Annotated in this window: 21 protein-coding genes and 1 pseudogene; 21 read left to right on the top strand and 1 reads right to left on the bottom strand. The window is 37.0% G+C overall.

What is annotated here, in order from left to right:
• The first annotated feature begins 26 nt into the window (after nucleotides 1-26).
• From leuC to radC, 6 genes are all read left to right on the top strand, one after another.
• Nucleotides 27-1,409 carry a 3-isopropylmalate dehydratase large subunit gene (gene leuC / locus KJS36_RS04725; RefSeq protein WP_213534875.1) on the top strand — a complete coding sequence of 461 codons (1,383 nt, stop codon included), beginning with the start codon at nucleotides 27-29 and terminating at the stop codon, nucleotides 1,407-1,409.
• A gap of 183 nt (nucleotides 1,410-1,592) precedes the next feature.
• On the top strand, nucleotides 1,593-2,186 hold the full coding sequence (gene leuD / locus KJS36_RS04720) for a 3-isopropylmalate dehydratase small subunit (protein WP_213534874.1): 594 nt from the start codon (nucleotides 1,593-1,595) through the stop codon (nucleotides 2,184-2,186).
• 158 nt (nucleotides 2,187-2,344) lie between these two features.
• Entirely contained in the window at nucleotides 2,345-4,009 is a 1,665-nt protein-coding gene (gene alsS, locus KJS36_RS04715; protein ID WP_213534873.1) for an acetolactate synthase AlsS, read from the top strand.
• Nucleotides 4,010-4,315: 306 nt separating this feature from the next.
• Entirely contained in the window at nucleotides 4,316-6,448 is a 2,133-nt protein-coding gene (locus KJS36_RS04710) for a BspA family leucine-rich repeat surface protein (RefSeq protein WP_213534871.1), read from the top strand.
• Nucleotides 6,449-6,663: 215 nt separating this feature from the next.
• On the top strand, nucleotides 6,664-7,230 hold the full coding sequence (locus tag KJS36_RS04705; protein ID WP_213534869.1) for a TMEM175 family protein: 567 nt from the start codon (nucleotides 6,664-6,666) through the stop codon (nucleotides 7,228-7,230).
• Nucleotides 7,231-7,341: 111 nt separating this feature from the next.
• Nucleotides 7,342-8,013 (top strand): RadC family protein, encoded by a 672-nt coding sequence (gene radC, locus KJS36_RS04700; RefSeq protein WP_213534867.1) that lies wholly within the window; start codon nucleotides 7,342-7,344, stop codon nucleotides 8,011-8,013.
• Nucleotides 8,014-8,062: 49 nt separating this feature from the next.
• On the opposite strand, the gene KJS36_RS04695 is transcribed toward radC, so the two are convergent.
• Entirely contained in the window at nucleotides 8,063-8,716 is a 654-nt protein-coding gene (locus tag KJS36_RS04695) for a redox-sensing transcriptional repressor Rex (RefSeq protein ID WP_213534865.1), read from the bottom strand.
• Between the two features lie 191 nt (nucleotides 8,717-8,907).
• On the opposite strand from KJS36_RS04695, the gene KJS36_RS04690 reads away from it, so the two are divergent.
• The 15 genes and pseudogenes from KJS36_RS04690 (at nucleotide 8,908) to KJS36_RS04620 (ending at nucleotide 22,539) form a co-directional block, all read left to right on the top strand.
• Nucleotides 8,908-10,821 (top strand): ABC-F family ATP-binding cassette domain-containing protein, encoded by a 1,914-nt coding sequence (locus KJS36_RS04690; RefSeq protein ID WP_213535525.1) that lies wholly within the window; start codon nucleotides 8,908-8,910, stop codon nucleotides 10,819-10,821.
• A gap of 222 nt (nucleotides 10,822-11,043) precedes the next feature.
• Nucleotides 11,044-11,673 carry an orotate phosphoribosyltransferase gene (gene pyrE / locus KJS36_RS04685; protein ID WP_213534863.1) on the top strand — a complete coding sequence of 210 codons (630 nt, stop codon included), beginning with the start codon at nucleotides 11,044-11,046 and terminating at the stop codon, nucleotides 11,671-11,673.
• A 90-nt stretch (nucleotides 11,674-11,763) separates the two neighbouring features.
• A complete protein-coding gene (locus tag KJS36_RS04680) occupies nucleotides 11,764-13,041 on the top strand; it encodes a dihydroorotase (protein ID WP_213534860.1) in 1,278 nt (425 codons plus the stop codon).
• Between the two features lie 203 nt (nucleotides 13,042-13,244).
• Nucleotides 13,245-13,916: a DnaD domain-containing protein gene (locus tag KJS36_RS04675; protein ID WP_213534858.1), complete on the top strand. Its 672-nt coding sequence runs from the start codon at nucleotides 13,245-13,247 to the stop codon at nucleotides 13,914-13,916.
• A gap of 21 nt (nucleotides 13,917-13,937) precedes the next feature.
• On the top strand, nucleotides 13,938-14,582 hold the full coding sequence (gene nth / locus KJS36_RS04670) for an endonuclease III (protein ID WP_213534856.1): 645 nt from the start codon (nucleotides 13,938-13,940) through the stop codon (nucleotides 14,580-14,582).
• Entirely contained in the window at nucleotides 14,582-15,271 is a 690-nt protein-coding gene (locus KJS36_RS04665) for a tRNA (adenine(22)-N(1))-methyltransferase (RefSeq protein ID WP_213534854.1), read from the top strand. Before nth ends, KJS36_RS04665 begins: the two co-directional genes overlap by 1 nt.
• Nucleotides 15,268-16,041 carry a Nif3-like dinuclear metal center hexameric protein gene (locus tag KJS36_RS04660; RefSeq protein ID WP_213534852.1) on the top strand — a complete coding sequence of 258 codons (774 nt, stop codon included), beginning with the start codon at nucleotides 15,268-15,270 and terminating at the stop codon, nucleotides 16,039-16,041. Before KJS36_RS04665 ends, KJS36_RS04660 begins: the two co-directional genes overlap by 4 nt.
• 280 nt (nucleotides 16,042-16,321) lie before the next feature.
• Complete coding sequence (locus KJS36_RS04655) at nucleotides 16,322-16,543, top strand: hypothetical protein (RefSeq protein WP_213534849.1); 222 nt, start codon at nucleotides 16,322-16,324, stop codon at nucleotides 16,541-16,543.
• Nucleotides 16,544-16,840 (top strand): hypothetical protein, encoded by a 297-nt coding sequence (locus KJS36_RS04650; protein ID WP_213534847.1) that lies wholly within the window; start codon nucleotides 16,544-16,546, stop codon nucleotides 16,838-16,840.
• A complete protein-coding gene (locus tag KJS36_RS04645) occupies nucleotides 16,840-17,958 on the top strand; it encodes a hypothetical protein (protein ID WP_213534845.1) in 1,119 nt (372 codons plus the stop codon). Before KJS36_RS04650 ends, KJS36_RS04645 begins: the two co-directional genes overlap by 1 nt.
• 59 nt (nucleotides 17,959-18,017) lie before the next feature.
• Nucleotides 18,018-18,956: a Fic family protein gene (locus KJS36_RS04640; protein ID WP_213534843.1), complete on the top strand. Its 939-nt coding sequence runs from the start codon at nucleotides 18,018-18,020 to the stop codon at nucleotides 18,954-18,956.
• 72 nt (nucleotides 18,957-19,028) lie between these two features.
• Nucleotides 19,029-19,847 (top strand): Fic family protein, encoded by an 819-nt coding sequence (locus tag KJS36_RS04635; RefSeq protein ID WP_213534842.1) that lies wholly within the window; start codon nucleotides 19,029-19,031, stop codon nucleotides 19,845-19,847.
• 123 nt (nucleotides 19,848-19,970) lie between these two features.
• Nucleotides 19,971-20,498: a DUF3801 domain-containing protein gene (locus KJS36_RS04630; protein WP_213534841.1), complete on the top strand. Its 528-nt coding sequence runs from the start codon at nucleotides 19,971-19,973 to the stop codon at nucleotides 20,496-20,498.
• A gap of 1 nt (nucleotide 20,499) precedes the next feature.
• Complete coding sequence (locus tag KJS36_RS04625) at nucleotides 20,500-20,691, top strand: hypothetical protein (protein ID WP_213534840.1); 192 nt, start codon at nucleotides 20,500-20,502, stop codon at nucleotides 20,689-20,691.
• Nucleotides 20,678-22,539, top strand: a pseudogene (locus KJS36_RS04620) (VirD4-like conjugal transfer protein, CD1115 family). Before KJS36_RS04625 ends, KJS36_RS04620 begins: the two are co-directional and overlap by 14 nt.
• The last annotated feature ends 4 nt before the right edge of the window (nucleotides 22,540-22,543 follow it).

Here is a 22,543-nt window from a genome sequence, read left to right as displayed (position 1 = left end):
AATTAAAAAAACGAAAGAAGAAGATTATGACAGCAAAAACAATTTTTGACAAACTCTGGGACCGCCACGTGGTCGCAGGAAATGAGGGAGAGCCACAGCTCCTCTACATCGACCTTCACGTAATTCACGAGGTAACCTCGCCGCAAGCCTTTCAAGGTCTTCGTGACGCGGGGCGCAAAGTGCGCCGACCTGATTTGACTTACGGCACGCTTGACCACAATGTGCCAACGAAAGACATTTTTGACATCCGCGATTTGATTTCCAAAAAGCAGATTGATACTTTTACAGCGAATGTCAAAGAATTTGGTATTCCAGCGGAGCTTCATGGCTCAGAAGGACAAGGAATTGTCCACATGGTCGCACCTGAGTCAGGACGCACGCAACCGGGCAAAACCGTTGTCTGCGGTGATAGCCACACGGCGACAAATGGCGCTTTCGGTGCAATGGCATTCGGCATTGGGACGAGCGAAGTGGAACACGTCTTAGCTACCCAAACTCTCTGGCAAGTCAAGCCCAAACGTATGAAAATTGAATTTACTGGGAAACCTCAAAAAGGCATTTACTCAAAAGATTATATTTTAGCCCTGATTGCCAAGTACGGTGTCGATGCAGGTGTCGGCTATGCCGTTGAATACACGGGCGAAGCGATTTCTGACCTCTCCATGGAAGCCCGCATGACGATTTGCAATATGTCCATCGAATTTGGCGCAAAATTGGGACTGATGAACCCTGACGAAAAAACTTATGAATACGTCAAAGGCCGTCCGAACGCACCAAAACAATTTGACGAAGCTGTCAAAGACTGGCAAACGCTTGTCAGCGACCCTGATGCTACATATGACAAGGTGCTGACGATTGACGTGTCACAGCTCAAACCAATGGTTACATGGGGGACGAATCCAGGCATGGGACTGGAATTTGGTGAAAAATTCCCTGAGATTGACGGCAATATCAACTATGAACGTGCTTACACTTACATGGACATGAAACCCGGTATGACGGCAGAAGACATCAACCTCGGCTACGTTTTCCTTGGTAGCTGTACTAATGCTCGACTTGAAGACCTCCGCGAAGCCGCTGAAATTGTCAAAGGAAAGCACATCGCAGAGAATATCGTGGCGGTTGTTGTTCCAGGCTCTCGTCCTGTCAAAACAGCAGCAGAAGCTGAAGGCTTAGATGAAATTTTCAAAGCGGCAGGTTTTGAATGGCGCGACCCCGGCTGCTCGGCTTGTCTAGGCATGAATCCCGACCAAATCCCTGAATACGTTCATTGTGCCTCATCAAGCAACCGTAACTTTGAAGGCCGCCAAGGTCCACATGCGCGGACGCACCTTGCAAGCCCAGCGATGGTTGCAGCTGCAGCGATTGCTGGGAAATTTGTGGATGTCAGAGAGCTTGTTGGCGCTTAAAAATTTTTGACAGAACTGTCAAAAAACAATGAGCTGTCAAATCATAAAATAAAAATCTGGGAAATTATTCCAGCATCACCGTCATCCAATTTTATGGAAACAGAAAGGAAAATTGAGCTTTCTTCACTGAAAATTGGGCGTACAAACACGAAAACGTCCAGCAAGCTCAACGCTTAAAAACACATGGAAAAACTCACAACTTACACCGGCACAACCGTGCCACTGATGAACGACAATATCGACACCGACCAAATCATTCCAAAACAATTCCTAAAAGCAATTGACAAAAAAGGCTTCGGGAAAAATCTCTTTTTTGAGTGGCGCTACGCAGATAAAGACTACAATGAAAATCCTGATTTCGTGCTGAATCAGCCCGAATATCGTCAGGCAAGCATTCTCATTTCCGGCGACAATTTCGGCTCAGGAAGTTCACGCGAACACGCCGCTTGGGCGATTGCAGATTACGGTTTTCGCATTGTCATTGCTGGCTCTTTCAGCGATATTTTCTATAATAACTCTCTGAAAAATGGACTTTTGCCTATTGTGCAGCCACGTGACGTTTTGGCAGAACTGTCAAAAATCTCAAGCACAGAAAACATTACCGTTGACCTGCCAAATCAAACCATCATAGCCTCCACAGGCACTTACCATTTCGATATTGATGCCACATGGAAACACAAACTTGAAAATGGCCTGGACGACATCGGAATTACCCTCCAATATGAAGACGCAATCTCTACTTACGAGTCGAAACGTCCAAGTTACTGGCAAGACTAAGAAAGCGAGCCGTAAAGCTCGTTTTTTTAATGCAATTCATTGTAAAGCATCAAGACTTTTGATAAAATAAAAGATGAACAGATGAAAGTTATTTACAAAAAAGATAATATTATTTGACAAAAAATTTCCATCAACTTTAACAGAATTAAGGAGAATGAATGACAGATATAAAATATGGAGCTGATTTAATCATTGACAGCTTGATAAATCATAATGTAAAATACGTTTTCGGCATACCAGGAGCAAAAATTGACCGAGTCTTTGACAGATTAGAAAATGATGAAAAAGCGCCTCAACTTGTTGTGACACGTCACGAACAAGGAGCTACATTTATGGCACAAGCTGTAGGACGTATTACAGGAGAACCCGGCATTGTTGTTGCTACGTCTGGTCCAGGAGTCTCAAACCTTGCGACAGGTCTTCTAACAGCGACAGCAGAAGGCGATGCAGTGCTTGCCATCGGAGGACAGGTCAAACGCGCCGACCAACTCAAACGCGCCCACCAATCAATGAATAATGCAGCACTATTAAGTCCTGTCACGAAATATTCTGCCGAAATTCAAGAAGCATCAACAATTTCTGAAACACTCGCTAACGCCTATCGCCTTGCAAAATCAGGTAAAGCAGGAGCAAGTTTTCTATCAATCCCACAAGATATCACAGATGCAGAAGTTTCAGTCAATGCAATCAAACCCTTGTCAGACCCAAAACTTGGCAATGCCTCTATTGATGACATCAATTATCTCGCTCAAGCCATAAAAAATGCAGTTCTGCCAGTTATTTTAGTCGGTGCAGGCGCTTCAAATAAAAAAGTTTCAAAAGCTCTGAGAAATCTTCTCACTCATGTAGCAATTCCAGTCGTAGAAACTTTCCAAGGTGCAGGAGTTATTTCTCATGACCTAGAACATACATTCTTTGGACGTGTAGGACTTTTCCGTAATCAACCAGGTGATATGCTCCTCAAACGTTCAGACCTCGTAATTGCCGTCGGTTACGACCCGATTGAATATGAAGCACGCAATTGGAACGCTGAAATTGACAGTCGCGTTGTTGTTATTGACAACTCAATCGCTGAAATTGATACTTATTTCCAACCAGAACGTGAACTCATTGGTGACATAGCTCAAACCCTTGATAGTCTCCTGCCAGCTGTACGTGGCTACAAACTATCGCAAGGCTCTGTCGAATACCTCACAGATTTACGCGAAATCATGAACCATCGCGAACTAGAAATCAAGACAACTTCTGGTAAAATTCATCCCCTAGACTTAGTTGACACTTTCCAAACGATTGTAAAAGATGATGAAACAGTGACCGTTGATGTTGGTTCACTCTATATTTGGATGGCGCGCTATTTCAAGAGTTATGAACCTCGTCATCTCCTTTTCTCAAACGGAATGCAAACATTAGGAGTTGCCTTACCTTGGGCAATTACGGCAGCATTACTCAGACCAGGAAAAAAAGTTTATTCTCATTCAGGTGACGGAGGATTTCTCTTTACAGGCCAAGAATTAGAAACAGCCGTTCGCTTAAACTTACCAATTATCCAGATTATCTGGAGCGATGGACATTATGATATGGTGAAATTCCAAGAAGAAAAAAAATATGGACGTTCAGCTGGTGTTAATTTTGGTTATGTAGATTATGTAAAATATGCAGAAGCAATGGGAGCAAAAGGTTACCGTGCAACATGCAAAGAAGATTTTGAAAATATTCTAAAAGAAATACCAGACACAACAGGTCCAGTAATTATCGACGTTCCGATAGACTATTCCGATAACATCAAACTCGCCGAAACAATTCTCCCAGATGAGTTTTACTGATAAAAAAACAAGCAAATTGTGAAATAACAAAAATAAAAGAAGAAGTCCTTGACCCCCTAAGTGTTCAGGGACTTTTTTTGTGAAAAGGCCTCCTATTTTTAAGACTAAGTTTAAAGCTTGAGTGAAGAAAACAAAATAAATAAATGATTGATTTAAAAAAGCACTCTATTTTATAGAACACTTTCTAAAAGTCTTGTTATTTCGAAATATTAAAATTGAAATATGTTTAATAAAAAACAAATAAATGTTGAATTAAACTAAAACGAGTGATATAATTGATTTGTAATTAAAAGAAAGGAAATGATTATGGAAAAATCAAATTTCACTCGTCTGTTAAAGATGAAAAAAATCATGTCATGTTCGGCAGTTTTACTTGCAAGTTTAGGTGCAGTAGGAATATTGTCGAATTCAATTATTCCGCAATCTACAACAACTGTGGCGGCTAGTACCGTTACTTCGGGAACATGGGGTGGCGCAACATGGACAATTAATGGAGGAACTCTTACCTTATCTGGTGGCGATATCGGCACTCCTTCAGGAGCAGGGCTAACTACTCAAGGATTAGCTGGAACTTTAAGTCTTGCTGGAGTTGATCCATCAACGATAACTAGCATTAATATTGCTAATAATATGAGTGCTAACAATGTTGGTTGGGCTTTTGCTTACTTTAGTAATCTAAAATCTATCACAGGACTTGGTAATCTTTCTTATTCTGGAAGCGCTTATTGTATGTTTGAAAGCGATAGCGCCCTCACTTCCTTAGATATCTCAAATTTTAATACAAAAAACATCACTAATATGGGCTTTATGTTTGTTTTTGATTCTTCTTTAACTAACCTTGATGTTTCAAATTTTGATACAAGCAAGGTTAGCAATATGTATGGTATGTTTGATGGAATGTCTCATTTAACAAGTTTGGATGTCTCCTCTTTTAATACGAATAATGTCACTGATATGACCTATATGTTTGTCTCTGATCCTTCTTTAACCAGTCTTAATCTTTCAAATTTTGATACGAGTAAAGTGAGCGGAATGGCTGGAATGTTTGATGGAGATAGTGCTTTGACAAATCTCAATATTTCAAATTTTGACACGAGCAAAGTGAGCGATATGTCTTATATGTTCTTTGGAGATTCTTCTCTTCCAAACGTAGATGTTTCGCATTTTGATACCAGTAATGTCAGTGATATGAAAGGTATGTTCGCAGGAGATAGCGCACTTACTGCTCTTGATTTATCCAGTTTTACCATTCAGAATAATCAAAATCAGACGAATATGCTTGGTGGATTAACAAATATGAGCCAACTAACGCTGGGCAAAGATGTCAATTCATTGAATAATGATGTTAATCTTCCTGACGTACCAAATACAGGTTATACTGGAAATTGGCAAGATATTGGCGAAAATGGTACTGCTACTCAGCCGACAGGAAATATTGTTTGGACTTCTAGTGAGCTTACTAATCAGTTTAATGGCGGAACATACGGTCAAAGAACATTTGTTTGGCAACCTAAAGCTGTAAATGTTGTTCCTTCAGACGTTACGATTTCTTCAATCGGAAATCAGCAAACCTATGCTACTGCATGGCCATATGCGAGCTATGCTTTTAGTTCTTATGGACTTTCACCTACAACACCCTTAAATGCTTATCAATATAATGTAGTTATTAATAGCAACTACACCTATTATTCTGACCTTGTACAAGGAGCTTCTCTTGCATCATTAGCAGTTGACCTGCCTAATACAGATGCAACGACTGTTTACAATCGTGCCACAGAAACAATGACTGATTCTACGGGAGCAACGGCAACTTATGATAATATCAGTTTTGGAGATGGAAATTGGTATTGGGTTGATGCAAGAGCATTAAATACGGGAGCAGCAAATACAGGTTCTGTTGTTACACAATCTTCTCAATATACATCAGGAAATATTAGTTTTCCAATTTATTATGTTGTAAATAGTTTTAATGCGTCGGGACAAATTGTTTGGAACTTAAATGGTTCAAAATATGGTGATGAGATGCGAGCAGCTGCTGATGCTTGGAATCAAGTGTTAGGTAGAACAGTTTTTGTTGAAGATACTGGACAATATACAGACGCACAAGTCACTTTGAAACTCAAAGATAGTGCAATGGGAGCGACTAATCCAAGTATTGCGGCTTATGAATTGGGCGGAGATTTAGAGATTAATACTGATGAAACCAATACCCAAAGTTCCAATGATATCAAGCTTATTATTGAACATGAATTGGGACATTCTATGGGATTAGACCATACTTTTAATTACTTTGGTACTAATTTCACTTCAGATATTATGACAGGTCACCAAACTGGAGTAGAGCAAGCTCCGACTGCCAATGAAATTCAAACGGTGAAAATGATTATCGCAAATCATGATTTTGCTGTTCCTAATCCAATGACAAATCCATATATGTAATAAAAAGTTGTTATCATATTAAAGTATAAAAGAAGTTAAATCTATGTGTTTAACTTCTTTTAATTATTCTGTTTTGAAGACAAAGAGACTTGATATGAGTGCTAATAACAGAAAAATGTGCTTAAAAATGATATAATCAAAAACTAATTATCTTGATAATTGTGAGTGAAACATTTCAAGATAATTGGATAATTTATGGAGTGAGGAAAAATTGGATGACTAAAACACGTTTAGAAGCATTTACAGATGCTGTGATTGCAATTATTATGACTATTTTGGTATTAGAATTGTCTGGGCCGAAATCTGATACTTTAGAGAGCTTGATTGAATTGTTGCCTCATCTGGGAGTTTATTTTATTAGTTTTATCATATTGGCGATTTATTGGGTGAACCATCATCATCTTTTTCAAAGTATCAAGAAAATTAGTGGAGATGTTTTATGGATAAATATCTTATTTCTTTTTATTTTATCGCTTGTTCCTGTATTTTCAAATTGGGTTTCTCATTATCCTAATTCTTTTATTCCAGAGTTAGGATATGTCTTGGTATTCTTTTTTGCTAATTTTATGTATTTTATTTTAACAAAGCAACTTTTGAAGGTAAATGGACATTTACATAGTTCAGATTCAACACTTAAAAAAAATATTTTGAGTGTTGTTATGAATATTATCAGTATTGCTTTAGGGTATTTTATTGCTCCTGTCATTATGTTATTTGGTTCAGCTTTAGTGTTTTCAATGTGGATTATTCCTGATAAAAAAGTAGAAGCAATGTTTAAGTGAATTTTATGATTTTTTTATCCTTAAAACTTTTTGACAGTTCTGTCAAAAAGTTTTTTTCTGTCAAATGTGACATTTTTGGAAAAATTACGTATAAATATATGAGGAGGTAAAATGTACGAAGTAAGAGAAAATCCTTATCCATTATTGCCAAGAGAGCGTTTAGAATTATTGGGGGCGGAACGCTTGTCAGAACAAGAATTACTTGCAATTTTGCTTCGGACGGGGACAATAAAAAGCTCTGTTTTAGAAATTGCCACAACGCTTTTAAAACATTTCGGAACATTAGAAAATTTTAGACGCGCTTCGATTAAAGAACTCAAAGAAATAGAAGGTATTGGACCAGCAAAAGCAGTAGAAATCCGCGCAATGATTGAGTTAGGGAAGCGTATCCAAACCACAGAACGTAAACGTTATGGGCAGATTTTGACTTCTCACGAATTAGGAATGAGCTTAGTAGATGAAATGCAAGATTTTGAACAGGAACATCTTGTGGCACTTTATCTTGATGGGCAAAATCACATTATTGAAAAACGCACAATTTTTATTGGTGCTGTCAATCGCTCGATTGCTAATCCTCGTGAAATTCTTTATCATGCAGTCAAAAATATGACTGTTGGATTGATAGTGGTACATAATCATCCTTCTGGAAAAATTTCTCCTAGTGATGCAGACCAATTATTTACCCAAAAAATTCGAGAAGCAAGTGAAAGTTTGGGAATTAATTTTGTTGACCATATAATTGTCGGGCGCGGAAATTATTTTAGTTTTCAAGAAAAAAATTAAGAGTACAAAAAAACGGCTTATTTCAGCCGTTTGGAGTTTTGCTTTGTGATTATTTTCTAGTTTTATCATTCATGAAAAAGAGGAGGGTTTGAAGTTCTTTTGTTAAATCAATAGACTGAACGACAACATCTTCTGGGACTTGAAGGCGAATTGGAGCAAAGTTGAGAATGCCTTTAATTCCTGAAGCAATCAAGATATCAGTAACTTCCTGTGCGTCTTCTTTTTTGACGGATAGAATAGCTGTTTTAATCTCAGATTTTTTTACATTTTTTTCAAAATCTGAGATATTATAAATCGGAATACCATCATCTGTTTGAGTGCCTACCAGCGGATTTCCTGAGACATCGTAGGCTTGTGTGATACGCATTTTATTGCGCTCTTGAAACTGATAGTGAATAAGCGCACGTCCAAGATTTCCCACACCAACAAGTGCGAGCGGTGTTTCTTGATCTTGTCCAAGAAGTTCTGCAAAGAAATCGCGTAAAGTCAATGTTTCGTAGCCATAACCACGACGACCAAGTTCTCCAAAAAGAGAGAAATCTCGACGAATTGTAGCTGCATCAACACCGATCTTTTCGGAAATTGTTTGAGAATTAGTACGTGTCACTTTTTCCTCAACAAGGATTTTGAATAAGCGATAATACTGTGGAAGCCTTTTTGCGGTGGCTTTGGGGAGTTTTTTGTTTAATTTGTTTTCAGACATTTTATTTTCCTCTTTTATTTAAGTAAGTATGGTGAAAATTTTAGACTTGTTCTTGTGATTATTTTATCAAAACTTTGTGAAATTTTCAAGTAGTACAGTAAAAATACTTTGTTTTTGCAAAAAATTGCATGATTTGTGTTAAAATAAGAACAGAATATATAGAGTTACACAGTATTAGAAAAAGGTTAATGATGATTTTAATGCAGGGAAATGGCATTGCTCGTAGTTTTGCAGGTGATGTTTTATTTGAAAATATTAGTTTTAGTTTACAAGAACATTCACGCACAGCGCTTGTTGGGCGCAATGGTGCAGGAAAATCGACATTGCTAAAAATTATTGCTGGTGTAGAAGCAGCAAGTGCTGGAACGATTTCTAAGGTTAAGAATTTGACTTTTAATTATTTGGCTCAAGACCAAGGCCTGACTTCTGGACGCACCATTTTTGAGGAAATGTTGGCGGTTTTTGAGAATTTGCGCCAAAAAGAGCAACAATTACGGCAAATGGAAATGCAGATGTCGGAGCTTTCGGGAGCTGAATTAAATCAGTTGATGGCGCGCTATGATAATTTATCTGAGGAATTTCGCACGGAGAACGGGTTTACATATGAGAGCGAGATTAAGTCTGTGTTGAACGGTTTTCATTTTCCTGAAGAAATGTGGGGGCAACAGATTTCAGACTTGTCTGGTGGGCAAAAAACGCGACTTGCTTTGGCAAAAATGTTATTGGAGCAGCCACAACTCTTGATTTTGGATGAGCCGACGAACCATTTGGATATTCAAACGCTCGCTTGGTTGGAAAATTATTTAAAAAATTATAAAGGTGCGTTGTTGATTGTCAGTCATGACCGCTATTTCTTGGATAAAGTTGTTACCGAAACGTTGGAACTTTCTCGTGGTGTGTTGACTCGTTTTGCAGGAAATTATTCCAAGTATATCGAGATGAAAGCGACAAAAGAGGCAACTGAGCAGAAAGAATTTGATAAGCAACAAAAAGAAATTGCCAAGTTGGAAGATTATGTTGCGCGCAATTTAGCACGTGCTTCTACAACGAAAATGGCGCAGTCCAGACGCAAACAGTTGGAAAAAATAGATAGATTGGATGCACCAAAATCGTCTGAAAAAGCAGCTAATATCATGTTTTCTCCTGAAAAAACGTCAGGAAATGTTGTTTTGACTGTGACGGATGCGGCTGTTGGCTATGATGAGACAGTTTTATCTGCTCCAATTACAATTGATGAGCGCAAAAATGAAGCGCTGGCTATTGTAGGATCGAATGGGATTGGAAAAACAACATTGATTAAGTCGATTGTTGGGCAAATTCCCTTTTTATCGGGCGAAGCAAAGCTAGGAGCAAATGTTTCTGTTGGTTACTATGATCAGGAACAAGGACGATTGACAGCCTCAAATTCTGTGTTGGATGAGTTGTGGAATGAGCATCGTTTACTACCAGAAGTTGAAATTCGTAATTTACTGGGTGCTTTTTTGTTTAGTGGCGAAGATGTGAAAAAGTCCGTTGGAATGTTGTCTGGTGGGGAAAAAGCACGTTTATTGCTGGCGAAATTAGCAATGGAACATGACAATTTTCTGGTACTGGATGAGCCGACGAATCACTTGGATATTGATTCACGAGAAGTGCTGGAAAATGCACTGATTGATTTTGAGGGAACGATTTTATTTGTCAGTCATGACCGTTATTTTATCAATCGAGTGGCAACACAGGTTTTGGAGATTTCGGCGACTGGTAGCCAGCTTTATCTGGGAGATTATGATTATTATCTTGAGAAAAAGGCACAGGAAAATTTGACAGAACTGTCAAAAAATGTGAATGAGCCAGTGGAATCTGATAGCCAGCTGGATTTTGAAGCGCAAAAAGAAGCACAGAAAATTCAGCGAAAACTGGAACGCGAAGTTGCACGGTTGGAAGAAAAGTTGGAAACTATTGAAAAAGAGAGTGCGGAAATTACGGCACAAATGCAGGATCTTTCTGACGATTTTGTCAAATTAGCTGAACTTCAAAAAAGCCTTGACAATTTAGCTGAACAGCAAGAAAACCTTGAATTAGACTTACTTGAAGCATTGGAAAATCTCGAAAATTTGTCAAAATAATTTTTGACAGTTCTGTCAAAAAAATATTTTAGAAAATAAGTTGCAATTTCTGAAAAAGTTTGTTAAACTATAAACATCAAAACTTTTAATCTAGTCCAGAGAGACTAGCAAGGTTGAAATCAAGATAACTTATTTCTATCATTTTTGACAGAAATAGTTTTAAGGATATTTGACACTTGCCTGCTCTTTGGCAAGTGTTTTTGTTTGAAAAGGAGAAATAAAATGTCTTTGTCAAAAAATATTGCAGAAGATTTACTTAAAATCAAGGCAGTAAGTTTGTCTCCAAGCGCACCATTTACTTGGGCAAGCGGAATTCATTCCCCAATTTATACGGACAATCGTGTAACGCTCGCCTATCCTGATGTGCGGATGCAAATCGAAGAAGGTTTCACTGAGCTGATTAAGGAAAAATTCCCTGAAGTAGAAGTGATTGCAGGGACAGCAACAGCAGGTATCCCACACGGGGCAATTATCGCCGACTATATGCAGTTGCCATTTGCTTATATTCGTAGCAAACCGAAAGACCATGGCGCTGGCAATCAAGTTGAAGGACGCATTCATCAAGGACAAAAAATGGTTGTTGTTGAAGACTTGATTTCGACTGGAGGTTCAGTACTAGAAGCAGTCAAAGCAGCAGAGCGTGAAGGTGCTGAAGTCCTTGGTGTTGTTGCAATTTTCACTTACGAATTAGAAAAAGCAACGAAAAATTTTACTGACAATTCTGTCAAACTTTTCACTTTGACAAATTACTCAGAATTGATTGAAATTGCTCAAGAAACAGGCTATGTCACTAGCGATGAATTAACTTTACTCAAAAAATTTAAAGAAAATCAAGAAACTTGGCAAAATTAATTTTTGACAGGGTGAGAATAAATTTTCTAGCCCCTTCGGCAGTTCTGTCAAAAAATTATAATCAAAAACGGAATTTACAGAAATAAAATTATGTTAAATAAACAAATTCTAATAAAATATGGTAGAGTTATTGACCCAAAAACACATAAAGATGAGCTCTCAGATATTTTGATAAAAGATAAAAAAATTGTCAAAATTGCTCAAAATATCTCAGCTAAAAATGCTGAAATCATTGATGCTACTGGTCTCATTGTTGCTCCTGGTCTCATTGATATTCATGTCCATTTTCGTGAGCCTGGTCAAACGCAAAAAGAAACAATTCATACAGGAGCTTTATCGGCTGCTGCAGGTGGCTTTACAACAGTTGTCATGATGGCAAATACAAAACCAATAGTATCAACAGTGCGACAAGTGACAGCAAGCTTAAAAATTTCTCAAGCAGAAGCAGTCCACATCGAAACAATAGCTTCAATTACAGAGAATTTTGATGGGAAAAATTTGACAGATTTTGAAGCTTTATTAAAAGCAGGTGCAGTTGGATTTTCTGATGATGGAATTCCCCTCACGAATGCTGCCGTATTGCGTAAAGCTCTGCAAAATTCCCTGAAAACAGACAGTTTAATCTCTATTCACGAAGAAGACCCAATGCTGATTGGACAGCTCGGTGTCAATGACGGAGAAGTTGCTCACAAGTGCGGTTTCACCGGTGCACCAACCGTTTCAGAATATAGCATGATTGCACGGGATGTAATGCTAGCATACGAAACACAAGCGCGTCTGCATATCCAACACCTTTCAGCAGGAGAAAGTGTTGAAATCGTCCGTTTCGCAAAATCACTTGGAGCGAAAGTGACAGCTGAAGTCACACCACAGCATTTTTCAATTACAGAGCAAGCAGTTCTGGAAAAAGGTTCAAATGCCAAACTCAATCCACCCCTCAGACGTGAAAAAGATATTAAAAGGATTATTGAAGGCTTAAAAGATGGAACGATTGATGTGATTGCAACAGACCATGCACCGCATACTATCGCTGAAAAAGCGGTCGAACTTCGTCAAGCACCGTCAGGAATGATTGGACTTGAAACTTCTTTACAACTTGGCTTGACACATCTCGTCGCTTCTGGACATCTTACACTTTCAGAACTTTTGGAAAAAATGACCATCAACCCTGCTCAGCTCTATCATTTTGACCGCGGATATTTAGCAGAAAATGGCCCAGCAGATATTACAATATTTGATGCCAATCACAACTTCATAGTACCCGAGCATTTTGATTCAAAGGCAGAAAATTCGCCTTTCATCAATCAAAAAGTCCAAGGACAAGTGAAATACACAATTTGCGATGGAAAAATTATTTATCAAAATTAAGAGTACAGTCGTACTCTTTTTTACTTACAAATCTCAAAAAATAGTCAGGCAAGTCGCACAATTTTCTGCTATAAAAAGCACTACCCATTAGCCACAAGTACCAATAGATAGACGAAAAGCGCTATGGCGCATTTTCCAGCTTTCTTATTAACATTCCGTGAAGCGAAACATCGTCGCTTTGCGGAATGTGTTATAATAGAGTTATGAACTACTACGAAGATTTTACGTTAGGACACTTAGTGTTACCAAGCGCCATGATGACAAATTTTGCTCAACTTTTCCCAACTGCAGACGATTTTCTTGTTTGGCTTTATTTCTATGAAAATAGGGACACAGCGCCAAGCGAAATTGCCAAAAAAATAGGAAAATCGCTTTCCGATGTCAATCATAGCATCACAGCGCTTCAAAGTTTCGGCTCACTCAAAGTAACTCTGCTTGAGGTAAACGGTGATGTTGAAACAATTTTTGATATCGGTCCTGCTTTTAAAAAGTTAGATGATATATACAAATCCACTTCACCAACAAGCATCAAAAAACGCAAAGATACAAGTGAAGACGAAAGCCAACTCAAGACGCTTGTCAATATATTTGAAGCAGAACTTGGAGTAATTAGTCCGATGCAAGTAGATGAGTTGCGTTCGCTCCTTTTTGAAGACAAATACGATTTAGAAGTCATAAAATTAGCACTCAGAGAAGCTGTCCTTAATCACAAACTTTCTTTAAAATATATTAAAGCAATCCTGCGAAATTGGCGCAATGATGGATTAAATAATAGTCAAGCCGTTGAAAATCAGCAAGCAGAACGCAAAGATACTCAAACAATAAGCACTGCAAATAACATTTACATTCCACTTGATGGTCCATGGAATAATTAAAAGGAATACATAAATAAAATTATGTTAAATAAGAAAGATTTTTTAAAAGCACTCAACCTCATTGAACAAATGTTCCCAGAGGCACATGGAGAATTAAATTGGCAAACACCGTTCCAATTACTAATTGCAACAATTTTATCCGCACAAGCGACTGATAAAGGAGTGAACAAAGCAACACCAGCTCTTTTTGCTAACTATCCAGATGCTAAAAGTATGGCAAGAGCAGATATTTTAGAGGTAGAAGGTTACATAAAAACTATTGGTCTTTATCACATGAAAGCCAAAAATATTGTTCGTACCGCCCAAATGTTGCTTGAAAAGTTTGATGGTGAATTACCAAAAGACAAAAAACTTATGCAAACCTTGCCAGGAGTAGGACGAAAAACAGCAAATGTAGTATTAGCTGAAGCTTACGGAATTCCCGGAATAGCTGTCGATACTCATGTTGAGCGAATTTCCAAACGCTTGAATATTGTAGAAGAAAATGCAAGTGTTTTAGATGTTGAAAGAAAATTAATGGCATATATTCCAGAAGAAAAATGGGTAAAAAGTCATCACCATCTCATTTTTTTTGGACGTTACCATTGCACAGCAAAAAATCCTGATTGTGAAAGTTGCCCTGTATTAAAATATTGTAAATTTGGACAAGAAAGGTTAGGAGTTTAATGGAAAAAATAAAATTATCACAAAGGTTACAAGCCGTTGCGGACCTTGTTCCTAAAGGAGCTAGAGTTGCAGATATTGGAAGCGATCATGCTTTTTTGCCCACTTATTTAGTTCAAAACGAAATTATTGATTTTTCTGTTGCTGGAGAAGTGATTGAAGGACCTTTTCAAATCGCTCAAAATCATGTAAATGAGTTTAATTTACATAATAATATTTATGTAAGATTAGCGAATGGCTTGCTTGCGATAAAAAAAGAAGACCAGATTGATACAGTTGTGATTGCTGGAATGGGAGGTATTTTGATTTCGGAAATTTTAGAAGCTGGCAAAGATAATTTGAGTACTGTTAAGCAAATTATTTTGCAACCAAACAAACACGAAGAAGTCTTGCGCCTTTGGCTTTCTAAAAATAATTTCAAAATTATAACTGAAAAAATTTTACTTGAAAACGAAAAATTTTATGAAATTATTCTTTGTGAAATAGCTCAAGGAAATTTGACAGTTCTGTCAAAAAAAGAACAAATCTTTGGTCCATTTTTATCAACAGAAAAATCAGAAATTTTTCGTAAAAAATGGGAAAAGGAACTAGACACGATAGATAAAATTTTAACAAGATTACCAGAAAAACGTACAGAAAAATATAAAGAAATTGTAGAAAAACGTCAACAAATTATGGAGGCTTTAGCATGAAAATTTCTGAATTTATCAGCTATTATGAAGCATTTTGTCCCAAAGAATTATCATTAGAAAACGATCCTGTGGGTTTGCAAATCGGCTCTCCTGATGCAATACTTGAAAAAGTTTTAGTCACCTTAGATATTCGTGAACAAACTGTAGAAGAGGCTATTGAAAAAGGAGTGCAGCTCATTTTGGCTAAACATCCAATTATTTTTCACCCTTTAACCTCTATAACAACCTCTGATAGTCAAGAAAAACTATTATTAAAGTTAATCTCAGCAGGTATCAGCGTCTATACAAGCCACACGAATATTGATATCGTTCAAAATGGACTCAATGACTGGTTTTGTGAATTACTTGATATAACTAATACTAAAATATTGGATACAAAAACAGGCCTTGGGCGTATCGGAAGTATTCCTACGACTCGTTTATCAGATTTTTCAGAAAAAGTGAGGACAGCTTTCGGCTTGGAACATCTACGTATTGTTGCATATAATCATGATTTAAATCAAGAAATTCACCGCGTCGCCATTTGTGGAGGTTCTGGCGGTAAATTCTGGCAACAAGCTAAAGAAAAAGATGCTGATTTATATATCACTGGAGATATCTACTACCATACAGCACACGATTTATTAAGTTCAGGTATGGTAGCACTAGATCCAGGACATTATATTGAACATTTATTTGTCCCTAAAATTGCTGAAAAACTACGACAATTCACCCCAGAAATCCAAATTATAGAAAGCCAACAAAGCACCAATCCTTTTTATGATATTTAATTTAATTTATTTTAACTAATGTATAAAAAACTCAAGTAAAATTTTACTTGAGTTTTTCCCACAAATTCTCGACCATGGAGGTGTACCTTTATTATACCATATTTAGAAAGAAGTAAATAGGAAAATATTGTTATAAGGAAAAAGATGATGTACTATCAGTTCTACAAGTGGTGCCACTTTCATTAACCCTAAAAAATAAGAAAGAGGAGTAAGATATAAAATGGTAAATGAACAAATACTGCGCTTAGTTAAGAGACTAGGCGCAGTATTTGTACTAGTAATGGTTCTATTAAAAGGAAAACACCTACTCGTTAATAATATCCAAAATGTTGTACTTTCCATCCCCCTTGATTCAGGGAATACAAATGATTATGCTGAAAGTACAACAGCAAGTTCGTCAACAAATAGTTTGGTCACAAAGCCTACTGACAATGTTGTGATTACAGGTAGCGGTTTGACATCAAGCTCTACCACGAAACAAAAAACGGGAGGTACTAATTAAATGTCAAAAGCAAAATTGGAAGAATTAGAAAAAAAGCGTTTAAAAAAAGAGCAAGAATATCAAGCGCTTAAAGAAAAAGCACAAGAAGCTTCTGTTAAGGCTACACGAAAAAAAGAAGAATTAGAAGCAGTAAATTCATCTTATATTGCGGAAATTTTGGTAACAAATAAAATTACGATGTCGGAGTTTTTGCAAAATATGCCTGAGATGTTAGAATTGGTTAAGGGAGAGTCCTTTCCAAAAGACAATACTCATAAAACTCAAACCGAGACAGATGAAAGTAAAGGAGAATTTTAATGGGAATTTTCAGAAAAACAACGTATCGTTTTGATTTTGAAAATGTAGTCAATTTTCATATCAGTGAGATAGCTGATGCGTATGAACTCGTCAATCTGGTTATTATGGAAAATAAACGGCTATTAGAGCTAAAAGTAAACGGATCCGTAACAATCACAAAAGTTGAAGAAACAAACAAAGGGGATGTAGAAATTTATTCAGATACTTTGCACTTGCCTGTTAAACTTGATGATGAGGGAAAATATGATGAGTGGCTAAATTTCTTTTATGAAAGTAAGCCTGTCAAGGATAAAACTCTACAAAAATACCGCAAATTACAACCTGAGATTGTTGAATTTGCGCCTATTCAAAAGAAAGAAGCTATAAACAATGTTCAAGCTTCGACTCCTAGTGCTTATGCGCCTGAGCCTGATTTATCTGTCATGGAAGAAGATGAGTCTGAGGTTAATATTAACCCTAACCCTAAAAAGCAAGTAGAACAAGTTAACTCAGAGTTTGAGAATCAGTTATCCGCTAAAGATGCAGAAATTGAAAAGTTAAAACAACAGATTGAGCAGCAAAAGAAGCAAGGTGAGATAACTCCTAAAGAGAAAAAGCTGGAATCAATTCCTACACCAGTTGCTCAACCTATAATTGTAGAAGAAGAGACTGAAAAAGAAGAGAAAGCCCCCGTTTCCAAGCCTTCTGTTTCAACAACTTCTGATGATGGACTCATTAGTGATGTTATTCCTTTAATTGGGAATAATAATCCTAATATGACGAAAGCTATCTTAGATCAGCTTGATTTACAAGATAGTAAAACGATTGCGCACCAAGTCCAGGAGAGTTTTTCAGTCGTTCAAGCTCAAGAATTAGAAAAAATACAGGCTGAAATTACAAAGCATAAAGAAGAAGAAATTCAATTAGCAAAAAAAGCCTTTGAAGAAAAAGAAAATCAACTTCAGATTGAAGCACAATTTGCTTTGACTTCTCAAGAAAGTGAATTAAAGAAAAAGTATGACACTTTAATTCTCGAGGAATATAACAAGCGGTTGGAAGCTCAAAAAGTCCGTGCTAAAGAATATTCTAATAAATTACTTGCTACTCTCCTCTCTAGTATGGGGTTGGAGAGAATTTGATAATGAAGATTATGATATAATAGAATGAGATTAGCACGAAAAAATAAAGGAACCAAATTATGAGTCTAAATGAAAGATTAGAACAATTAACCAAAAAGCTTGATGAAATGCAAAGTTATCGTCCTTTGGATATGCAGCAACTAGCTGTTCTCGATAAATCTAAAAAGTTTGAGCATATTTGGTCATCTACTAAATTAGAAGGTGGGACACTAGAATATAGTGAAACAGAAGCAATTTTAGATGCTGGTGTTACGTTGCATGGGGTTCCTGTAAAAGATATCCTTGAAACTTTAGATTTGAGTGAGGCTTACGACTATATGAAAGCCTTAGTAACTGGCGAGCAGGCAATCAATGAACGTGTCATTCAACAGCTGAATCGTTTTGCGACGTTGCAGTCGATGAAGGGAGAAGGGATACCTGGTGCTTATCGTGTTGTTCCTGTACGTCCGAGAGGAGCCGAATTTAATCCTTATCCTCAACCACACTTGATTCGTAAACAAATGGAGGATTTAATTTTTTGGAACGAAAAGGCTCAATATGAGCTACATCCTGTTCAATATGCGGCAGAACTCCATCAACGCTTTGTGACCATTCACCCATTCTTGGATGGAAATGGACGTACGGCACGTTTGTTAATGGAATTTGCTTTAACCAGGAATGGCTATCCTATTACGATTATACAGCCTGATATTCAAAGTAGAATTAAGTATATGAATGTGCTTGCTGAAACTCAAAAGACGGGTAATCGAACGCCTTTTACGGCATTAGTTGCGGATTATGTGGATAAAGAATTGGATGAACGCATAGAAGTTTTGAAACTCTATGAAGAAAATATCAAACAAACGGAACATCAGAAAAATTCTACATCAGTAAACGTAGAGAATAATAGTTCCAAGTTTTATGAAAAACTGGCCTCTGCTAAAAAACATCAGGAAAAAGCACTTAATTCATCAGATAATCAGGAAACAAAATCAAACGATATTTCTCCCAAATTATAACAATTGATAAGAAGTCCCAAAAATGCTGCGTTATGATAAAAAAATTTATTAAAGTAAGGAAAGGAGTCACACATGGATTTTGACGAAAGACCTTATCAGGTTGAAAAGACAGAGTATAGCAGTAAGTATAAGTTAGAACTCTGGGAAACCGCCTTTGGACTTCAAAAAACGGACGGACTAGTCCCATCGGAATATATGGTAGAGCAGGCTCAAGCGCATATTGATGGTAAAACAAGCTATCAAGAAATTGAAAAGAACGTCAAAGCCTATTACTCTACTAATGAATCGGAAGAACAAAAACGTTTTGAAGAGGCTGATATTTCATCACTTAGAATTTCTCAAATTTTAGCAGAAGAAGGCTTTAGTTTAAGTCCTGTTACCTTGCTCAATTATCATAAGCGCCTTTTTTATGGTATTGAGAGTTTTCGTTATCCTGTGGGGCAATATCGTAAAGAGAATATAACCAAGGCTGAGCCTGTATTAAATGGCAAGAGTGTTGAGTATGCAAATGCAACAATGATTGCGGATAATTTAGCTTATGATTTTGATATCGAAAAAAATAGAGATTATTCAGGAATGAATAAGCACGATATTGCAAATCAAGTGATGAAATTTGTATCAGGGATATGGCAAACGTACCCTTTTCGTGAAGGAAATACACGTACCTCAGCGGTCTTCTTAATTAAATATTTAAGGCATATGGGATTTGAGGTTAATAACAAACCTTTTAAGAATAATTCCAAGTTCTTTAGAGATGCACTGGTCTTGTCAAATGCAGCAACAACCTCAAAGTATCGTACAGATGAATATTTAAACAAATTTGTAGATAATCTTTTATTTGATGGAAAACACGAGTTAGTCATCAAAATTTTCAAAGATAAAAAAGATTAGCAGAAGGAAAGGAGCGAAATCCTCCAAAAATTCTCAAAATTTTTCTTCTTCTCAATCTTCAAAGTTATAAATGTAAAAACCAATCTCAAATTAGAGATTGGTTTTTTGCTAGAAAGGAATTTCATGGAACAAAAAGAAGTAATTGATAAATTCTTCATCAATGGAACCAATACGTTGCGAACACTTCTTCAGGTGCTTGAAAATCTCTCACGAGACGGATTACACGTTTGGCTAGAACATCGTGGCCAACCTACTACAGGAGAAAACAAGCTTCATCGCCTGCTACAATCTCAAGATTCGGTTACTTCAAAATTTTTAGATCAGAAAGTAGATTTAAACAAGGTCAGAAATTATTTTAATGACCAAGGGTTACCTTTCGCTTTTAAAAAAGTGGAGGGTGGAACAAATCTGTTTTTTAAAGTAAAAGATGAGAAGCTGGCTCAAAAAGCATTGCAAGGGATTTTTGAACAGCTTACGACACGCCCTGGAGAGACAGCTAGTCAGTTACTTAAAAATCCCAAGCAACAATCCTTTGAAGAAAAACTTCAAACGTCACAAGTCGAACAAAAAGAAAAATTAGCTCAAGTAAGCAAACAGGTAGGGGAAAACGTAACACAGAGTACACTACAAAAAAGTAAAGGAGTAGGATAATATGAAAAATAGTGCTGATTTAAAGGTTAAAAATCCCATGATTGTGATTGATAAAAAAGATACAACTATATTCAAACTAAAAATTCTAAAAGCTTTTAAGGATAAAGATACACAAATTATAATTCTTGATCCCTTTGGGGATACTGGCCCGTTGTTGCTTGAAACGGTGGAGGAAAACTATGGCAAAAGATAGCCACCCTTATCAAAAGAAACTCAAGTCCTACCTGGCACTTTCAGGAGGGCTTTTTATTTTAGGTTTTTGGCTCGGAAATTTACTTTCAGATTTGCCTGGTGAAACTGTCATCGAGCAATTCAATTTTCTTTTTTCTAATCATCTTTTGTCTCATTTGCTTCAACAAAATCTTCGTTTTCTTTATTGGCCGACAGCTTTAGGCTTTTTATTGGCAGTCATTGGTGGGTTTATTGGACTTGTAGCCTATGTTCGTGGTAATGACCACGGTGTTTATAGGAATAATGAAGAACATGGTTCTGCACGTTTAGCAACGCTTGAAGAAATCAACCATTTCGCAGATCCAGGAGGCGACATATGAGAGAAGCAACTATTGAAAGAAAAATCCCTGTTGATTACAATATTATTTTCACAAAACGTGCAAGAATGGGGCTTTATAATAAACGCATCCCTTTTGCTTATCAAAAGAATAAAAATATTTGTGTCTTAGGAGGCCCAGGTTCTGGAAAAACTTATACTTTTGTTAAACCAAACCTCATGCAGTTATTGGGAAGTTATATTGTAACAGATCCTAAAGGTTTATTAGTTCGAGAATGTGGAAAGATGCTAGAAGAAGCTGGGTATCAAGTCAAAATTTTCGATCTTTCTACTTTTGTTAATAGTGATCGTTTTAACGTTTTTAAGTATGTCGAAGAAGAAATGGACATTGACCGTATTTTTGGTGCTATTTCAGAAGCAACTAAAAAAGGAGATAACACCAGTGAAGACTTTTGGCAACGTGCTGAAGGAGTGCTTGCTAGAGCTATCTTAACCTTTCTTTGGATTGATGGGAAAGACAATGATTATATTCCTCACTTGGGAATGGCAGCTGATATGTTTCGTAATATTGAGCGAAAAGATCCAAAAGTCCCTAGTATTGTAGAGGATTGGTTTGAAGAACAAAATATGCTCCATCCCAATAACTATGCTTACAAACAATGGACACTCTTTAATGATTTGTTCAAAGCTGAAACACGTGCGAGTGCTTTGGCGATTGCTGGTACACGTTTTTCTGTTTTTGACCACGATAAAGTGCAAAACATTATTGCAGAAGACACAATGGATATTGAGTCTTGGAATGAAAATAAGACAGCAGTATTCTTAGCTATTCCTGAAACAGATGATAGTTATAACTTTATCGCTTCAATTTTTCTGTCAACTGTTATGGAAAAACTCCGTAAAAAAGTGGATGAAGTATTGCAAGGAACGAGAGAACTTCCTGAAGGAAAAACACTTTTACACGTGCGTTTTATTTTAGATGAGTTTGCAAATATTGGACGTATCCCTAATATTGATAAAGCTCTAGCTACCTTTCGTAGTCGTGAGATGTCGATTGTGATTATTTTACAAGCTTTAGCTCAGCTCAAAGCGATGTATAAAACAGGTTGGGAAACCTTGCTCAATACCTGTGATAGCTTACTATTCTTAGGAGGCGATGAAAAAGAGACAACAAGTTATCTCTCACAGCGCGCAGGAAAGCAAACCATCTCTATTCGTAATCGGACACAGTCGTATGGAAGAAATGGTGGCTCTACTCAATATCAAAAACAAGCACGTGATTTGTTTACTCCTGATGAAATCGGACGTTTAAACGATAATACAGCCCTCTTATTTATCGCAGGTCAATATGTCTTTGAAGACAAAAAATACACAGTCAATGACCACCCCAACGCCTCATTACTGGCCAACGATCCAACAGATAGAAATTGGTATCGTTATCGTCGCTATATGGATGATGTAGAAGAATTTTTAGATAAAGTAGAGCCTGAGCAACTGGTTGATCATGGTGTTGTAGAAAATAAAGTAGCCTAGGAAA

The sequence above is a fragment of the Lactococcus nasutitermitis genome (assembly GCF_018403765.1).
GTDB lineage: Bacteria > Bacillota > Bacilli > Lactobacillales > Streptococcaceae > Lactococcus > Lactococcus nasutitermitis.
This window is presented reverse-complemented; position numbering and strand designations above follow the sequence as displayed.

What these genes read in the sequence shown, in the direction of transcription:
- leuC (WP_213534875.1), top strand. Translation starts at nt 27, where the DNA reads ATGACAGCAAAAACAATTTTTGACAAACTCTGGGACCGCCACGTGGTC.
- leuD (WP_213534874.1), top strand. Translation starts at nt 1,593, where the DNA reads ATGGAAAAACTCACAACTTACACCGGCACAACCGTGCCACTGATGAAC.
- alsS (WP_213534873.1), top strand. Translation starts at nt 2,345, where the DNA reads ATGACAGATATAAAATATGGAGCTGATTTAATCATTGACAGCTTGATA.
- KJS36_RS04710 (WP_213534871.1), top strand. Translation starts at nt 4,316, where the DNA reads ATGGAAAAATCAAATTTCACTCGTCTGTTAAAGATGAAAAAAATCATG.
- KJS36_RS04705 (WP_213534869.1), top strand. Translation starts at nt 6,664, where the DNA reads ATGACTAAAACACGTTTAGAAGCATTTACAGATGCTGTGATTGCAATT.
- radC (WP_213534867.1), top strand. Translation starts at nt 7,342, where the DNA reads ATGTACGAAGTAAGAGAAAATCCTTATCCATTATTGCCAAGAGAGCGT.
- KJS36_RS04695 (WP_213534865.1), bottom strand. Translation starts at nt 8,716, where the DNA reads ATGTCTGAAAACAAATTAAACAAAAAACTCCCCAAAGCCACCGCAAAA.
- KJS36_RS04690 (WP_213535525.1), top strand. Translation starts at nt 8,908, where the DNA reads ATGATTTTAATGCAGGGAAATGGCATTGCTCGTAGTTTTGCAGGTGAT.
- pyrE (WP_213534863.1), top strand. Translation starts at nt 11,044, where the DNA reads ATGTCTTTGTCAAAAAATATTGCAGAAGATTTACTTAAAATCAAGGCA.
- KJS36_RS04680 (WP_213534860.1), top strand. Translation starts at nt 11,764, where the DNA reads ATGTTAAATAAACAAATTCTAATAAAATATGGTAGAGTTATTGACCCA.
- KJS36_RS04675 (WP_213534858.1), top strand. Translation starts at nt 13,245, where the DNA reads ATGAACTACTACGAAGATTTTACGTTAGGACACTTAGTGTTACCAAGC.
- nth (WP_213534856.1), top strand. Translation starts at nt 13,938, where the DNA reads ATGTTAAATAAGAAAGATTTTTTAAAAGCACTCAACCTCATTGAACAA.
- KJS36_RS04665 (WP_213534854.1), top strand. Translation starts at nt 14,582, where the DNA reads ATGGAAAAAATAAAATTATCACAAAGGTTACAAGCCGTTGCGGACCTT.
- KJS36_RS04660 (WP_213534852.1), top strand. Translation starts at nt 15,268, where the DNA reads ATGAAAATTTCTGAATTTATCAGCTATTATGAAGCATTTTGTCCCAAA.
- KJS36_RS04655 (WP_213534849.1), top strand. Translation starts at nt 16,322, where the DNA reads ATGGTTCTATTAAAAGGAAAACACCTACTCGTTAATAATATCCAAAAT.
- KJS36_RS04650 (WP_213534847.1), top strand. Translation starts at nt 16,544, where the DNA reads ATGTCAAAAGCAAAATTGGAAGAATTAGAAAAAAAGCGTTTAAAAAAA.
- KJS36_RS04645 (WP_213534845.1), top strand. Translation starts at nt 16,840, where the DNA reads ATGGGAATTTTCAGAAAAACAACGTATCGTTTTGATTTTGAAAATGTA.
- KJS36_RS04640 (WP_213534843.1), top strand. Translation starts at nt 18,018, where the DNA reads ATGAGTCTAAATGAAAGATTAGAACAATTAACCAAAAAGCTTGATGAA.
- KJS36_RS04635 (WP_213534842.1), top strand. Translation starts at nt 19,029, where the DNA reads ATGGATTTTGACGAAAGACCTTATCAGGTTGAAAAGACAGAGTATAGC.
- KJS36_RS04630 (WP_213534841.1), top strand. Translation starts at nt 19,971, where the DNA reads ATGGAACAAAAAGAAGTAATTGATAAATTCTTCATCAATGGAACCAAT.
- KJS36_RS04625 (WP_213534840.1), top strand. Translation starts at nt 20,500, where the DNA reads ATGAAAAATAGTGCTGATTTAAAGGTTAAAAATCCCATGATTGTGATT.